The organism is Tabrizicola piscis, assembly GCF_003940805.1.
In the GTDB taxonomy this organism is placed as follows: domain Bacteria; phylum Pseudomonadota; class Alphaproteobacteria; order Rhodobacterales; family Rhodobacteraceae; genus Tabrizicola; species Tabrizicola piscis.
The window spans coordinates 3,555,816-3,570,252 of record NZ_CP034328.1 but is presented as its reverse complement, the minus strand read 5'-3'; the positions used below and the strand labels follow the sequence as shown (position 1 = coordinate 3,570,252).

The window sequence follows — 14,437 nt, the reverse complement described above, 5'->3', positions numbered from 1 at the left end:
GGGTTTGGGGGCAGGATGCCCCCATCAACCCGAGCCGGTGGCGTGCGTCTTCGCGCGCCACCGGCGAGACAAAAGGACGTCGCGCGGAACGCGCTCCTTTTGAAAACCGCCGGTGCTGCGGGGATGTCGCTTTCAGACTGGCGGGATCAGGGGTGTCGGGCTAGGCAGGGGCATGGTCAAGGATACCACCCTGAAGGGCATCGTCCTGATGCTCGTCTTCTGCATGATCGCGCCGCTGCTGGACGTGTCGGCGAAGCTTGCAGCCGAAGATGGCATCCCGGTCGGCCAGATCACCACGGCCCGGTTCCTCGTCCAGATGCTGCTGATGCTGCCGGTCGTGTTGGTCATGGGCCTCAGCCTGCGGCTGTCGGCCCGGGCGCTGGCCTATACGATGCTCCGCGCGGTGTTCTTGATCCTGTCCACCTTCTCCTTCGTTTCGGGCATTGCAGTGATGCCCGTGGCCGACGCCCTCGCCATCGCTTTTGTGGAACCGTTCATCCTGCTGGTCCTTGGCAGCCTGATCTTTGGCGACCATGTCGGCCCCCGGCGCATCGCCGCCTGTGCGGTGGGCTTCGGTGGAGCGCTTCTGGTGATCCAGCCCTCGCTGGCCGTCTTTGGCCTCGTGGCGCTGTGGCCGCTTGGCACGGCCTTTTTCTTCGCCTTCTACATGCTGGTCACCCGCGCGATCTCGGCCTGGATGCACCCGGTCGCCATGCAGTTTCACACCTCATGGACCGGGCTCCTTCTCTGCCTGCCGGTGATGGTGCTGGCCAACGGGTCGGGCATCGGCCCGCTGGACCCGGTCTGGCCCGAGGGGCTGAACTGGCTTTGGCTGTTCGGCATCGGCTTCTGGGCCGCCGTCAGCCATATGGCGATGACCTATGCCCTGAAGTTCGCCCCCTCGGCGACGCTGGCACCGTTGCACTATTCCGAAATTGTCGTCGCCGTCGCCCTTGGCTACCTGATCTTTGGCGACTTCCCCAACCTGATGACCTGGGCCGGCATTGCCGTCATCGTGGCGTCTGGCCTTTACATGATCCACCGCGAGCGTCTGGCCGCCCGCCATCTCTCCGCTCGCGCTACACCGCTGCCGACAAGGCCCTGATCGCCGCATCCAGCCGTCGGCGCGGCAGGATCACCAGCATTCCGGGCGCATCAAACTCCAGCACCACCTTGCGCGCCACCACCCGGTTTGAGGTGCCGATCGCGCCATCCGGCGCAAAGTCGATGCCCGTGATCGGCCATTCCAGACCGGCACTGCGGCCCGAAACCCGCGCCATGGGAAACAGCGACAGCGGATCGCCTGCTGCCAGCGCCAATTCCAGCCGCGCGGGGGCGGCAAAGGCCACATCCTGCGGCCCGACGAGGATGCAGCGCTGTGCCCCCCGCATCACCAACGTATTCATCGCCGCCAATCCGTGATCCAGCCGCGCGCCGGCAAATCCCAGCGCCAGGATCAGTGGCGAACTGATCGACCGCAGCGCCTTGTCAAAGTCCGTTGTCGCCTGTTCCGGCATCAGGTGCTGCCGCGCCTGCGGGATCTTTTCCCGTGCTGCCGCCGACAGCGAATCGAAGTCTCCGATCACCGCTTCGGGCATCACGCCCAGCCGCAAAAGCTGGTCTGCCCCCCCATCCGCCGCCACCGTCACTGGCGCGCGCCTCAGGCAGAACGCCAGATCCCTGCGGCCAAACGGGCCGCCACCAGCAAGGGTTACACCGTGTACTGTCTGGACAATCGCAGGTTTCATGCAAAACTGTATCCAATTAAGGCAGGATTCTTGGGGCCCGGCCACAATCAATCCATCAAATTACCCCGGTCTGTCCATGCATTAGGACAGAGCGAGCTTCAGTGTTGCGGTGCAAGAAGGCGAAAGGCTGTCATGTCATGACCAGTGAGAGCAAAATCCTGACGGTGTCCTATGGCACGTTCAGCTGTACGCTGGAGGGTTTCGACGATCCCTTCAACACCATGAAGGCCATCGCCGAGTATTTCCGCGACCTGACCGCCGAGGACCGCTATTTCGGTGCCGAACCGCCGCAGCCCGATGCCGCCATGCTGCACCGCATTGCCGAGCGTGAGGTGTCGCGGCTGGTGGATGCCCGCGTGCGCGAAAACGGCGTTCACCTGCGTCCGCAGGAAGGCCCGGCCGCCGCGCCAGCCTCTGCCCCCATGCCCGCCGCCGCACAGCCGGCGGCCGACGCGCCAGCACCCGCACCGGCCGAACCCACGCTGCAGGATGTCATCCCCAACGGGGTGGCGGCCAAGCTGGCCCGCATCCGCCAGTCGGTCAATCCGCAGCCCTTCACCGCCGAGCTGCCGGCCGAGGCGCTTAGCCAGTTTGTCGAGGATGACACGCCAGCGTCGGATCACGACGACATCGCGGCTTTTGCAGCCGACGACAGCGGCAGCGCGCCGGACGCCGAAAGCCGTGATGCGCTTGACCAGCTGGATGCCCTGCTGCGCGCCCCAGAGGACGCAGCCGAAGACATCGCCGAAACAGCCTTCGATGCAGCCCGCGACACGGCCATCGTGTCTGAGCTTGAGGCTGACCTTGAAGCGGACCTCGTCGACACCGATACGGCTGCCGAGCTTGAGGCTGTGGCCGAGGTGGCAGACCTGGCCGATGTGGCCGAGGTTGACGATGTGGCCGACATGGCTGCCGACACCTCCGACGCGGTCGAGGCAGTCACCCTTGACGAAACCGCAGATGAAGACCTTGCCGATGTGGCCCTCGCCAATGCCCTGAATGTGGACAGTGCAGATGCCCTGCCCGAGGAAAGCCCCGATCTTCCCGCCTCGCTTGTCGAAGCCGTGCTGGAAGACCCGCTTCCGGAAGCCCTTGCCCCTAGCGATGCTGCGGCGGATGAAGTGGCCGAGGCCGCCCCGACAGCGACCCCGGACCAGTCCCGGCCGACCGGGCGTGGCAAGCGCGTCAACTCTCGCGTCGTTCGGCTGCATCCCGGCGCGGACGAAGACGAGGGCGACGACCGGACCGATCCGCAGGCCACGCGCAAGCTGTCCCCTGGTGGCGAGGATGCTGAAGTCGCGCGCCTGCTGCGTCAGGCCGATGACGTCATGTCCGACTCGGAAAACCGCCGCAGGATCGATTCCATTGCCCATCTGAAGGCTGCCGTCGTTGCAACCGAAGCCGACCGCGCTGTCGGGGTCGACCCCAAGCAGGACGCGAAAAGCAGCCTGGAGCCCTACCGCGATGATCTGGCGCAGGTGGTCCAACCTGATCCGGAACCGCCGGCCCCGCCCCCGGTCAAGCCGCGCCGCAAGACGGTGTCGGTCCGCCCGCAAGAGCCGCGCCCCGGTACAATCCGGCCCGGCATGATGGGGCCGCCGCCGCTGGTTCTGGTGTCTGAACAGCGGATCGACCGCATCGCCGCGCCGCCTGACGCTGCCAAGCCAGCCGCTGCCAAAGCCGCGCCAGAAGTGGTCGCACCCGCTCCGGCTCCGGCTCCGGCTCCGGTTCCGCAGCCTGCAGCGGCCCAGGCGCCAACCCCGCAACCCTTGGCAACGCAAACCCCGGCCCCCCAACCCGCTGCCGCCCCGCGCGACGGCCAACCCATGGTTGCCATGCGGACCGGACGGTTGACCGGCGCCATCGGCATCGGTGCCGCTGCCGCCAGCCCGATCCTGCCGCATCAGAAGATCGTTCTCGAACAACCCTCGCAAGGCGCCGCGACCGACAGTGACGATGAGGAAGATCACGATGAAGACCTGACGGCGACGGAACAGGCCGGGCTGGTCGATTTCGCAGAACGGGTCGGGGTCAAGTCGATGGCAGAAATGCTTGAGGCCGCCGCCGCCTATGCCACCTGCATCGAAAAGCGCAGCCAGTTCACCCGGCCGCAACTGATGCGCCGCCTGATGGCAAGCGCGGGCGACCGTCAGGTCAGCCGCGAAGACGGGCTGCGCAGCTTTGGCACGCTGCTGCGCACGGGTCGGATCGAAAAGGTCAGCCGTGGCCACTACATGCTGGCCGAAAGCTCGCCCTATCTGGCGGAAGCCCGCCGCCTGTCCTGAAACTGCCTGTCCTGAGGCTAAACGGCCAGTCGATCCGCGCCTTACCGGCGCGGATCGTCGCTTTCATCCGGCGCGGCAGCGGGGTCGGGCTGACCGATACCGCGAAAGACAAAGCGGAACGGCAGCGCCCAGACAAAGCCAAGGGCCACATAAACGAACAGCTCGACCAGGATGGGTGGCCGCTCCAGCAGGCCGACCAGTGTGACCGCCGCGACGACATATAGCGGCATCCCGACCAGCAGGATGACCAGCGCCCAGCGCCGTCGTGACTTGTAGCTCAGCGCCATTCCCTGTTCCTTCCGCACCCGCTTGCCCCGTCCGGCGCCCCTTGTCAGTCCGGCACTGCGATGCCAGCCAAAGCGCGCCTAAGGGGCCAATACAGGCCTTGCCGCATCAATCCGCGAAGGGGTCGGTCACAAGGATCGTGTCGTCCCGTTCAGGAGAGGTGGAAAGTAGTGCGACCGGGCACTGGATCAACTCCTCGATCCGGCGCACATATTTGATCGCCGCCCCCGGCAATTCGGCCCAGGACCGCGCACCTGCGGTGGTCTCGGACCAACCTTCAAGCTCTTCATAGATCGGCGTGCAGCGCGCCTGCTGATCCGCCGCCGTCGGCAGATAATCCAGCCGCGTGCCGTCCAGATCATAGCCCACGCAGATTTTCAGCGTCTTGAACCCGTCCAGCACGTCCAGCTTGGTCAGCGCGATCCCAGACACGCCACTGGTCGCACAGGTCTGCCGCACCAGAACCGCGTCGAACCAGCCGCAGCGCCGCTTGCGCCCCGTCACGGTGCCGAATTCATGCCCGCGCTCGCCCAGCCGGTCGCCGTCCGCATCGTGCAGTTCCGCCGGGAACGGTCCTTCGCCCACACGGGTCGTATAGGCCTTCACGATCCCCAGCACGAAATCAATCGCCGTCGGCCCGACACCGACCCCCGTCGCCGCCTGCCCCGCGATGGTGTTGGAACTGGTGACATAGGGATAGGTGCCAAAGTCGATGTCCAGCAAAGCCCCCTGCGCCCCTTCGAACAGGATCCGCTTGCCCGCCCGCCGCGCCTCGGTCATCACCTTCCAGACGGGCCCCGCATAGGGCTTGACCTTCGGCGCCACCTCAAGGATCTGCGCCTTGAGCGCTTCGGCATCCACCGGTTCCAGCCCCAGCCCGGCGCGCAAGGCGTTGTGATGCGTCAAAAGCCGCCCGATCCGGGTTTCCAGCGTGGCAGCGTCAAAGATATCCGCCACGCGGATCGCCCGGCGACCAACCTTGTCCTCATAGGCCGGGCCAATGCCACGCCCCGTCGTGCCGATCTTGGCGACCGAAGTCTGGCCTTCGCGCGCCCGGTCAAGCTCGCCATGGATGGGCAGGATCAGCGAGGCATTCTCGGCCAGCATAAGGTTTTCGGGCGTGATCTCCACGCCCTGATCGCGCAGCTTGTCGATCTCGGCCACCAGATGCCACGGGTCGACCACCACGCCGTTGCCAATGACAGACAGCTTGCCCCCGCGCACGATCCCGCTGGGCAACAGCGACAGCTTGTAGACCTTCCCGCCGATCACCAGCGTATGCCCGGCATTGTGGCCGCCCTGGAACCGCGCGATCACATCGGCGCGTTCGCTCAGCCAGTCGACGATCTTGCCCTTGCCTTCATCGCCCCATTGGGCCCCCACGACGACGACATTGGCCATATCCATCTCCCGATGCTGCAAACCGTCTGTCCTATAGCGGCCCCGCGCCCCGGGGGGAACCGGCAAAATCACCCGGGGCCTGCATCATCCCAAAGGGCGTCTGATGAGAGGAGTGGCAAGGCCCAGAAAATCCGCTATCCATGGCAGGACGATCCCCCTTCGAAAGGCCGCACCATGGGCATTTTCCTTCGCTGGCTTGGCGCCTTCCTCCTGTTGGCTGCCATCTTCAACCCGACGAACTGGAACTACGTCACCTGGGCGCGCGACGGCTGGGCCGATGAAAAGCCGCTGATCGTGTTCCTTGGGCTGATCCTTGCGGTGGCCGCCATGGTCTACATCGTCGCGACCATGCGCTCCATCGGGCTGATCGGGGCGCTGATCATCGCCGCGATCTTCGGCGCCGGGCTTTGGGTGCTGACCGACTGGGGCCTGCTTGCCCTTGGCAATTCGGCGCTGACGGTCTGGCTGGCGATCTTCGCCCTGTCGCTGATCCTTGGGATCGGCATGTCATGGTCGATCCTGCGCCAGCGCCTGTCCGGTCAGGCCAGCGTGGATGAAATCAATGGTTGAGACCTTCCTTTACCTCACCCTCGGGACCAATGACCTCGCCCGCGCCGCCCGTTTCTATGACGCGGCCCTCGCCCCCCTCGGCCTCGTCCGGCGCGCGACCGAGGCAGATGAGGTCGGCTATGCCCACCCGGACGACCGCCGCGCGCGCCTGTGGGTCACCCTGCCATTCGATGGCGCGCCTGCGACGGTTGGCAACGGCTCCATGCCCGCCTTCACCGCCTCCAGTCGCCAAGCGGTGGACGCGTTCCACGCGGCAGCTATCGCCCATGGCGGAACCGACGAAGGCGCGCCTGGCCTGCGCCCCTATGGCCCCGGCTTTTACGCAGCCTACGTCCGCGACCCGGATGGCAACAAACTCTCTGCCGTCCACCATGACCCGTCTGACCAGCCCTGACCCCAGCGCCGTCTTGTCTTGCTCTTTGCCAAATACTCCCGCCGGAGGCGCCTCCGCCGCCCCAGATCCCGCCCCGGGGGGCGTGGATCCCCGGCAGCGCCGTCCAAGGGGCTCGATGCCCCGCAGGACGGCCCCCCCGTTCGGGTCAATGCGGGAAACACCCCTGCACTCTTGCACCCCCGCGCCCTTCCGCCTAGATAGGCGCGTCAGCCGCCCGGAAGCCCGCCAGGAAGCCCCATGGAAAACGTCGTCCTTACCATCCACCTGATCCTCGCCCTGCTGTTGATCGGCGTGGTGCTGTTGCAGCGCTCGGAAGGTGGCGGCTTGGGCATGGGTGGTGGTGGCACGGGTGCAATGTCGGCACGCGGTGCCGCCACAGCGATGACCAAGGTGACATGGCTTCTCGCCATCGCCTTCATCATCACCTCGATCACCCTGACCATCCTTGCCACCCGCGGCGCGGAACGCGGCTCGGTCGTGGACAGCCTTGACGCCCCGGCCAGCGAAACCGCCCCTGCGGCCCCGGCCACCGGCGGGCTGCTTGGCACCGACCTGCTGCCGCCGACTGCCGGCGATGCGCCGGCAACGCCGCCCCGCGCGGATGAACCCGTCGCGGAACCGCCAGCCACTGACGCTGCGCCCACGGAAACTGCGCCCGCGAACACCGCGCCGGCTCCCGCAGCAACACCCTGAATCCCACTACCGCTTGGCTATCCTTCAGCATCCGCCGCATCATATAGCGGCGGGCGTTGCCTTAGGCTTGGGCCTTCGCTATACCTCATGTCCCGTGGTGTCGCGATTCCTCCTGATCCGAATCGCTGCAAACACACCGACATATGCACGGGGGTCCACCATGGCGCGCTACATCTTCATCACGGGCGGCGTGGTGTCCTCGCTTGGCAAGGGCCTCGCCTCCGCTGCGCTTGGGGCGCTCTTGCAGGCCCGTGGCTACACCGTCCGCCTGCGCAAGCTTGATCCCTACCTGAACGTCGACCCCGGCACGATGTCCCCTTTTGAGCATGGTGAGGTTTTCGTCACCGACGATGGCGCCGAGACCGACCTTGACCTTGGCCATTACGAACGCTTCACCGGGGTGTCCGCACGCCAGACCGACAGTATCTCCTCGGGCCGGATCTATTCCAACGTGCTGGAAAAGGAGCGTCGGGGCGACTACCTCGGCAAGACCATTCAGGTCATTCCCCACGTCACGAATGAGATCAAGGATTTCCTCCGCATCGGCGATGAGGAGGTTGATTTCATGCTGTGCGAAATCGGCGGTACCGTCGGCGATATCGAAGGCCTGCCGTTCTTCGAGGCGATCCGCCAGTTCATCCATGAACGCCCACGCGGCCAGTCGATCCTGATGCACCTGACGCTCCTGCCCTACCTTGCGGCCAGCGGAGAGCTGAAGACCAAACCCACCCAGCACTCGGTCAAGGAACTGCAATCCATCGGCCTTGCGCCTGATGTCCTCGTCTGCCGCAGCGAACATCCGATCCCGGAACGTGAGCGCGAAAAGATCGCCCTCTTCTGCAACGTCCGCAAGGAACACGTCATCCCGGCCTATGACCTCAAGACGATCTACCAGGCCCCCCTCGCCTACCATCAGGCCGGGCTTGACCAGGCGGTGCTTGACGCCTTCGGCATCACCCCGGCCCCGAAGCCCAACCTTGCCCGCTGGGAAGACGTGATGGACCGCATCACCCACCCCGAGGGCGAAGTTCGGGTCGCCATCGTTGGCAAATACACCCAGCTGGAAGACGCCTACAAATCCATCGCCGAAGCGCTGACCCATGGCGGTATGGCCAACCGCACCAAGGTCCGCGCCGAATGGATCGACAGCGAAATCTTCGAACGCGAAGATCCCGCCCCCTACCTTGAAGCCTTCCACGCCATTCTGGTGCCGGGCGGCTTTGGCGAACGCGGGACCGAGGGCAAGATCAACGCCGCCCGCTATGCGCGGGAAAAGAAGATCCCCTATCTGGGCATCTGTCTGGGGATGCAGATGGCCGTCATCGAAAGCGCCCGCAACCTTGCCGGCCTTCCGAACGCCGGGTCGGAGGAGTTTGACCATGAGGCGGGGGCGAAGCGCTTCACTCCGGTCGTCTACCACCTGAAGGAATGGGTGCAGGGCAACCACACCGTCACCCGCAAGACCACCGATGCCAAGGGCGGCACGATGCGGCTGGGGGCCTATACCGCGAACCTCAAGGATGGCTCGGCCGTCGCACGGATCTACGGCACCACCGTGATCGAAGAACGCCACCGCCACCGCTATGAGGTCGACATCCAGTACCGCGACAAGCTGGAATCCTGTGGCCTTGTCTTTTCGGGGATGAGCCCGGACGGCAAGCTGCCGGAAATCGTGGAAGTGAAGGACCATCCCTGGTTCATCGGGGTCCAATTCCACCCCGAACTGAAGTCGAAACCCTTCGCCCCCCACCCCCTGTTCGCCGATTTCGTGCGGGCCGCAGTCGAGGTGTCGCGGCTGGTCTGACGGGGTGCTCACAGGGGGCATTTCGGTGGCTCATCGACCTCAAAAGGAAGGCTGCAGGCGTTAACTCTTTGTTAGCATATTTCTGCGTCAGAGGCGCCGTTTACCATCTACGGTTGCGCCCATTTAGCCGAAACTCTCCCCCAGATCGTAGAATCCGGCCGAACTGCAACACAAAGTCGCCTGCGGCGCCTTTTGTGATCGGCGGTTTCTTGCCGGTTTCGGGGTAGTTTGTTAACTTTTGCTCAACCAAAACACGAGCGGTTCAAAAAAGGATAGCATCATGACACGCACCATTGCAGTGCTCCTTCTTGGCATTTCCATGCCCAGCCTTGTCGCAGCGCAAGAGATTTCGGGCGGCGTGACACTGGGCTTTGGCGACCACGACATCGACGAAATCTCGCAAGGGCTCCGCACGACCTCGCTGGACGGCCGTATGGGCATGGCCTTTGACAACGGCATCACCTTCGGCGTGCAGGCCGGCTACATCGACATCAATATCGACGATGTCGATGTTGACCTGGACGGCGATTTCTTCGGCTTTGACCTTGGCTACCGCTTCACCAACGGCATGTCGCTGGGCGCCTATGTCGAAGAGCTGACGCTCAGCGCCGATATCCTGCCCATCGACATTTCGCTGCGGACGATCGGCCTGTCGGGCGGCTACAGCATGGAAGGCCTGGATTTCGGCGCCTTCATCGGTGAGACGACGACAAGCCCCGACATCGGCGCGATTGCTGACATCGACATCAGGAACTTCGGCCTGACGGCCAAGTATTCGGCCGTGCCGAACCTGAACCTTGGCGCCGCCTTCCTGCGGGCCAACATCGACACCCCCGGCGACGATGTGGACATCGACCTGATCGGCCTTGCCGCCACCTATGAAATCAACGAGCAGTTTTCGGTCTTCGGCGGCTACAGCCGCACGTCGCTGGATGAGGCTGATCTTGATGTGACGACGTTCGGCCTTGGCGTCGGCTATGACCTGTCCGGGATGGCCGGCATCGCCTCGACCGTATCGCTGGAACTGGCGCGCACCGACCTGTCGACCGGCGGGGATGACGCCGACCTCGACACGATCCGCCTTGGCCTGACCTTCCCGCTGGGTGGCAATGGCACCGAGGCCCCGCTGAACAGCGTCGCCGACTCGATCTTCAACCCACGCCGCGGCGCGCTGAACGCAGCCCTGACCGGCGCGTTCTGATCTGACGCGCGAGAGTTTGCGAGGGGCGGCGGGGAAACCTGCCGCCCTTTTGCTTTGGGGGTGGTGGGTTAGCACCCACCCTACGCTCGCTGGCAGAAGCGGTTTTGGGACTTTGGGGTGAACCCCGACCGACGCTCGCCGCGGGTGCTTGCTATCCAATAGTTTTTCTTGTGAGTTGATAACGGATAGATCGCGGAACTGGAGGTGCAGTTATTGTGCGCCAGTAACTGCGAAACAGGCCACTGCACGTCTCAGCGGCAATGATTATCGAGCTAGGCTTGTCGCCGCGATACCCAAATGTCTTCAAAATGGAATCTTGAATGACTTTTCTATCGTTGTCAGAGGCCGAATGTGCTGTTGCAAGTACCTCTGTGTTTTGATCGACTCTTGCTTCAAGTATGCTCATGTTTTGAGGATGAAACGCGAACCCAAGAAAAATCACTCGTTCTGCGTCAGATATACAAGTCTGTATTCTTTGAGAGATCGCCTCATCTGCAACGCCCTGAGTAAATGTTCGGATCATCTCAGACGAATTGGCCAGACGCGAAGCTTCCAACCCCAATTCGTACCCGTGAATTTCGTCAGTTCGTCCCATCCAGTCTAAATACCCAGCAATGCCATAAGGACGAACAATCTCCAACTTTGGCATCAGCTGATGAATTTCAGAGGTTGGAACTCCATAGTAGTTTGCGATCGAGACCGGGAGGTAGCGTTCTATACAGCGATCGTAGTTAAAGCTAACAATTGAGATGTTTTCAAATACAGAATGCAGGTCGCTCTTTTTTCGCTTTTCGCAGATCGCCTTGGTGAGGGCATCGTACCAAGTGCTTCTGTACTGAAGTAGATTGAGTTCATGTCGGGGATCACTTGGGCGCATGAAGAATTGACTATTTTCCTCAGCCAGTTGAATTGCGCGGACTATCCCAAGTTTGGCAACTCGTTCAACGCGAGCGTCCTCAAGTGCGTCCACTATATGATCAATTGATATTCCTTGATGTGCAGATCTTATGATTTGCCAGGCTGAGTGAAGGTGCTCATTAATTTTGTTTACTTCGCGACCTTCCTTCAAAACTAACTTCAGTGCGGAGGTAATGAGGTGGTCACCACTCTTTTGGCTGCCATAGTCAAATTTGATGTCGATCAGCTTGCAAATTTCACTCAGAAGAGCGTTTCCAACGGGAAGCCCAACTTCGGCGCTGGCGCCTGCTCCAAGGACAAGAACAGTTTTTGCTTCAAACACAGCTTACCCCCAAACCTCCACAAACTCCCGCCACTCACCCTTCGACATACCCGACGCCTCCTGCGTCACCGCTTCCCCCGCCAGCCGCCGCTTCAGCACCGCAATCGCCTTGCCCGACAGCGTGACCCCGCCCATCCGGTAATCCTCGAACGCCGCGAAGGCCAAAGGGACCCAATCCTTCACGCAGGCTGCAATCGCCTCGGCGTAGACCCTGATCTCATATTGGGCGTGGGCGTCGGCGCGGAGGCGCAGGAAGTGGAACAGGTTGTGCAGGTCCACCTTCCAGTACCACTGGGTGTAGATGTTGGCGGGCAGGTTCATCCGGGCCAGTTCCCGCGCAAGGCCCTGCTGGCCGTCCTGCGACAGCATCGCCTCGTAATGGTCATAGGCGCGGTTGGCGTCGGATTTGAGGAGGTCGAGGACGCGGGCGGCCTCTTCGCCGGTCAGGACCTCCCCCCTGCCCTGATTGTTCACCGTGCTTTGCGCGGCAAGCTGTTCGGGGGCGGGGATGTAGAACTCCCGGTCCAGGATCGAGTAGCGGGCGGAGTATTCGTTGACGTTGGCGGTGCGGTGGCGGATCCACTGGCGGGCGACGAAGACGGGAAGCTTGACGTGCAGCTTGACCTCGCACATCTCGAACGGGGTGGAATGCCAGTGGCGCATGAGGTAGCGGATCAGGCCCTCGTCGTTCTGGACGTGCTTGGTGCCCGCCCCATATGACACGCGGGCGGCCTGGACGATGGCCGCATCATCGCCCATGTAGTCGATGACGCGGATGAAGCCGTGGTCAAGCACGGGGTGGGCGCGGTAAAGATGGGCCTCCATCCCTTCGGACACGGCGCGAAGGGTGGGGCGCGGGGTGGCGCGGGCGGCGTCGATTTCGGCCAGTTGGTCGGGGGTAAGCATGGGCGCGGCCTTTCCGTGTGAGTCGGCGTCACTATATCTTGCGGGGGGTAGCTGCGATACCGCAAGATCAACGAGACATTGAGGAGAGAATGATGGCGATCCGATACTTGCATACGATGGTCCGGGTGCTGGACCTGGAAAAATCCATCGCGTTCTACAAGCTTCTGGGGCTGAAGGAGACGCGGCGCTATGACAATGAAGGCGGGCGGTTCACGCTGGTTTTCATGGCGCCTTCCGGGCAGGAAGACTGCCCAGTGGAGCTGACCTACAACTGGGACGGCGACCCGGGGCTGCCGTCGGATGGGCGGCATTTCGGGCATCTGGCCTATGAGGTGGACGACATCTACGCCACCTGCGCCCATCTGCAGGCACATGGGGTGCTGATCAACCGCCCGCCACGCGATGGGCGGATGGCCTTTGTGCGGTCGCCGGACAATGTGTCGGTGGAGTTGTTGCAGAAGGGCGGCGCCAAGGCCCCGGCGGAGCCTTGGGTGAGCATGGCCAGCGTCGGGCATTGGTGAGGACGGCCATAGCCTGCGACAAGGTCACTATCCTTGGGCTATGGCTTAACGCTGGCAATAGGGTGCGCTTTGGCGCACCCTATTAATCGTTGGAACAGGTGCTGGGACAAAGGGATGCGCTACTCGCTCAGAACGAAGTTCCTCTTGGCGACTGCTGTTTTTGGGATGGGTTTCCTGGACCCGACGTATAGTCCAGTCGACACTGTGGAAAACGCGGTGAGTGCGACTGCAGTGTTGATCGTGATCTTCTTCGGTGACGTTATAGCTGCTTGGGTAATGGCACGGCTGCGTAAGGAATAGAGCTGTCACCCAAGAGCAAGACGCCAGCGGCTGAAGGTGTCATTGCCGACTCTTTCCTCAAGTAGGAGAACAGTCCGAGCGGCTTCGGACAAGCTGCGGAGCATGAGCTGTCCAAGGGCTGCATGCCCCTCGCTTCCAATCAGTACACCCCCACTGAACATCGCCAATTCATCCAGCAGCCCTCCCTTCACCAGCGCAGCCGCAACCGTGCCTCCGCCTTCGCTGAAAATGCGAGTGAGGCCCTTGCTTGCGAGGGTTTGCAGGGCGGCTTTCAGGTCAAGGTGGCCGTCTGTTTCAGGAATCTCGATCAGGGTAGCTCCGACAGCTTCCCACGACTTGCGCGCGGGGTCCGGAGCCGATGGGCCGTGGAGGAGCCAGACGGGATGATCCTTGGCAGTGCTGCCTAGGCGGCTGTCGGGGGAATGGCGCAGCATTCGGTCGAGCACGATGCGGATGGGCTGGCGGACGGTCCCCATGTCGCGGACCGTCAGGTCTGGGTCGTCAGCCAAGGCTGTGCCGGAGCCGACCATCACCGCATCATGGGCAAGGCGCATCGCGTGGACCTTGCGGCGGGCGTCGGGGCCGGTGATCCAGCGGCTTTCCCCGGTTGCGGTGGCGGTGCGGCCGTCGAGGCTTGCCGCCAGTTTCAGGGTGACGAAGGGCAGGCCTTGAGTCACCCGTTTCAGGAAGCCCGCGTTGAGGTGAGTGGCTTCAGATGCCATCACGCCTTCAGTCACGGCGATGCCTGCCGCCCGCAGCATGGCGTGGCCTTTGCCGGAGACGCGGGGATCGGGGTCGGTCAGCGCCGTGACGACGCGGGCGACCCTGGCGGCGATCAGCGCGTCAGCGCAGGGGGGCGTGTGACCATGGTGGGCGCAGGGTTCCAGCGTGACATAGGCGGTGGCCCCTTCGGCCAGCGGGCCGGCCTGCGAAAGTGCACGGACCTCGGCATGGGGCCGGCCGCCCGGTTGGGTCCAGCCGCGACCGACGATCACGCCATCCCGCACCAGCACGCAGCCCACGGCGGGGTTGGGCCAGACATTGCCCAAGCCCCGCGCCGCAAGGCGCAGGGCGTGGGCCATGTGTTCG

Annotated in this window: 14 protein-coding genes; 8 read left to right on the top strand and 6 right to left on the bottom strand. The window is 63.5% G+C overall.

Going from position 1 to position 14,437, the window contains the following annotated elements:
• The first annotated feature begins 172 nt into the window (after positions 1-172).
• A complete protein-coding gene (locus tag EI545_RS17355) occupies positions 173-1,105 on the top strand; it encodes a DMT family transporter (protein ID WP_245990151.1) in 933 nt (310 codons plus the stop codon).
• Here EI545_RS17355 and EI545_RS17350 read toward each other — a convergent pair.
• Positions 1,080-1,748: a thiamine diphosphokinase gene (locus EI545_RS17350; RefSeq protein WP_125326626.1), complete on the bottom strand. Its 669-nt coding sequence runs from the start codon at positions 1,746-1,748 to the stop codon at positions 1,080-1,082. The genes EI545_RS17355 and EI545_RS17350 overlap by 26 nt on opposite strands.
• A gap of 137 nt (positions 1,749-1,885) precedes the next feature.
• Between EI545_RS17350 and EI545_RS17340 the strand changes: the two genes are divergently transcribed.
• The gene (locus EI545_RS17340; RefSeq protein WP_164517332.1) at positions 1,886-4,033 is read left to right on the top strand and encodes a hypothetical protein; all 2,148 of its coding nucleotides are present in this window, start codon (positions 1,886-1,888) and stop codon (positions 4,031-4,033) included.
• A 41-nt stretch (positions 4,034-4,074) separates the two neighbouring features.
• On the opposite strand, the gene EI545_RS17335 is transcribed toward EI545_RS17340, so the two are convergent.
• Both EI545_RS17335 and EI545_RS17330 read right to left on the bottom strand, forming a co-directional pair.
• Positions 4,075-4,320, bottom strand: coding sequence for a DUF2842 domain-containing protein (locus tag EI545_RS17335; RefSeq protein ID WP_125326623.1), 246 nt, complete (start codon positions 4,318-4,320; stop codon positions 4,075-4,077).
• 106 nt (positions 4,321-4,426) lie between these two features.
• Complete coding sequence (locus EI545_RS17330) at positions 4,427-5,719, bottom strand: adenylosuccinate synthase (RefSeq protein ID WP_125326622.1); 1,293 nt, start codon at positions 5,717-5,719, stop codon at positions 4,427-4,429.
• Positions 5,720-5,893: 174 nt separating this feature from the next.
• On the opposite strand from EI545_RS17330, the gene EI545_RS17325 reads away from it, so the two are divergent.
• The 5 genes from EI545_RS17325 (at position 5,894) to EI545_RS17305 (ending at position 10,381) form a co-directional block, all read left to right on the top strand.
• Complete coding sequence (locus EI545_RS17325) at positions 5,894-6,289, top strand: DUF6524 family protein (RefSeq protein ID WP_125326621.1); 396 nt, start codon at positions 5,894-5,896, stop codon at positions 6,287-6,289.
• Positions 6,282-6,683, top strand: a complete 402-nt coding sequence (locus EI545_RS17320) for a VOC family protein (protein ID WP_125326620.1) — start codon at positions 6,282-6,284, stop codon at positions 6,681-6,683. The genes EI545_RS17325 and EI545_RS17320 overlap by 8 nt, the downstream gene beginning before the upstream one ends.
• A gap of 237 nt (positions 6,684-6,920) precedes the next feature.
• A complete protein-coding gene (gene secG / locus EI545_RS17315) occupies positions 6,921-7,376 on the top strand; it encodes a preprotein translocase subunit SecG (RefSeq protein WP_125326619.1) in 456 nt (151 codons plus the stop codon).
• Between the two features lie 160 nt (positions 7,377-7,536).
• Positions 7,537-9,180: a CTP synthase gene (locus tag EI545_RS17310; RefSeq protein WP_125326618.1), complete on the top strand. Its 1,644-nt coding sequence runs from the start codon at positions 7,537-7,539 to the stop codon at positions 9,178-9,180.
• A 280-nt stretch (positions 9,181-9,460) separates the two neighbouring features.
• The gene (locus EI545_RS17305; protein ID WP_125326617.1) at positions 9,461-10,381 is read left to right on the top strand and encodes a porin; all 921 of its coding nucleotides are present in this window, start codon (positions 9,461-9,463) and stop codon (positions 10,379-10,381) included.
• A gap of 151 nt (positions 10,382-10,532) precedes the next feature.
• Here EI545_RS17305 and EI545_RS17300 read toward each other — a convergent pair whose 3' ends face one another.
• Together EI545_RS17300 and thyX are read right to left on the bottom strand one after the other, a co-directional pair.
• Complete coding sequence (locus EI545_RS17300; protein WP_125326616.1) at positions 10,533-11,621, bottom strand: hypothetical protein; 1,089 nt, start codon at positions 11,619-11,621, stop codon at positions 10,533-10,535.
• 3 nt (positions 11,622-11,624) lie between these two features.
• Entirely contained in the window at positions 11,625-12,527 is a 903-nt protein-coding gene (gene thyX, locus EI545_RS17295; RefSeq protein ID WP_125326615.1) for an FAD-dependent thymidylate synthase, read from the bottom strand.
• 92 nt (positions 12,528-12,619) lie between these two features.
• Here thyX and EI545_RS17290 point away from each other — a divergent pair, with 92 nt between their 5' ends.
• A complete protein-coding gene (locus EI545_RS17290; protein ID WP_125327660.1) occupies positions 12,620-13,048 on the top strand; it encodes a VOC family protein in 429 nt (142 codons plus the stop codon).
• A 305-nt stretch (positions 13,049-13,353) separates the two neighbouring features.
• On the opposite strand, the gene ribD is transcribed toward EI545_RS17290, so the two are convergent.
• Positions 13,354-14,430 carry a bifunctional diaminohydroxyphosphoribosylaminopyrimidine deaminase/5-amino-6-(5-phosphoribosylamino)uracil reductase RibD gene (gene ribD, locus EI545_RS17285; protein WP_125327658.1) on the bottom strand — a complete coding sequence of 359 codons (1,077 nt, stop codon included), beginning with the start codon at positions 14,428-14,430 and terminating at the stop codon, positions 13,354-13,356.
• Positions 14,431-14,437 lie beyond the last annotated feature (7 nt).

Coding starts and splice junctions, on each gene's coding strand:
- EI545_RS17340 (WP_164517332.1), top strand. CDS start 1,886: ATGACCAGTGAGAGCAAAATCCTGACGGTGTCCTATGGCACGTTCAGC.
- ribD (WP_125327658.1), bottom strand. CDS start 14,430: ATGGCCCACGCCCTGCGCCTTGCGGCGCGGGGCTTGGGCAATGTCTGG.
- EI545_RS17325 (WP_125326621.1), top strand. CDS start 5,894: ATGGGCATTTTCCTTCGCTGGCTTGGCGCCTTCCTCCTGTTGGCTGCC.
- thyX (WP_125326615.1), bottom strand. CDS start 12,527: ATGCTTACCCCCGACCAACTGGCCGAAATCGACGCCGCCCGCGCCACC.
- EI545_RS17330 (WP_125326622.1), bottom strand. CDS start 5,719: ATGGCCAATGTCGTCGTCGTGGGGGCCCAATGGGGCGATGAAGGCAAG.
- EI545_RS17305 (WP_125326617.1), top strand. CDS start 9,461: ATGACACGCACCATTGCAGTGCTCCTTCTTGGCATTTCCATGCCCAGC.
- EI545_RS17320 (WP_125326620.1), top strand. CDS start 6,282: ATGGTTGAGACCTTCCTTTACCTCACCCTCGGGACCAATGACCTCGCC.
- secG (WP_125326619.1), top strand. CDS start 6,921: ATGGAAAACGTCGTCCTTACCATCCACCTGATCCTCGCCCTGCTGTTG.
- EI545_RS17335 (WP_125326623.1), bottom strand. CDS start 4,320: ATGGCGCTGAGCTACAAGTCACGACGGCGCTGGGCGCTGGTCATCCTG.
- EI545_RS17310 (WP_125326618.1), top strand. CDS start 7,537: ATGGCGCGCTACATCTTCATCACGGGCGGCGTGGTGTCCTCGCTTGGC.
- EI545_RS17290 (WP_125327660.1), top strand. CDS start 12,620: ATGGCGATCCGATACTTGCATACGATGGTCCGGGTGCTGGACCTGGAA.
- EI545_RS17355 (WP_245990151.1), top strand. CDS start 173: ATGGTCAAGGATACCACCCTGAAGGGCATCGTCCTGATGCTCGTCTTC.
- EI545_RS17350 (WP_125326626.1), bottom strand. CDS start 1,748: ATGAAACCTGCGATTGTCCAGACAGTACACGGTGTAACCCTTGCTGGT.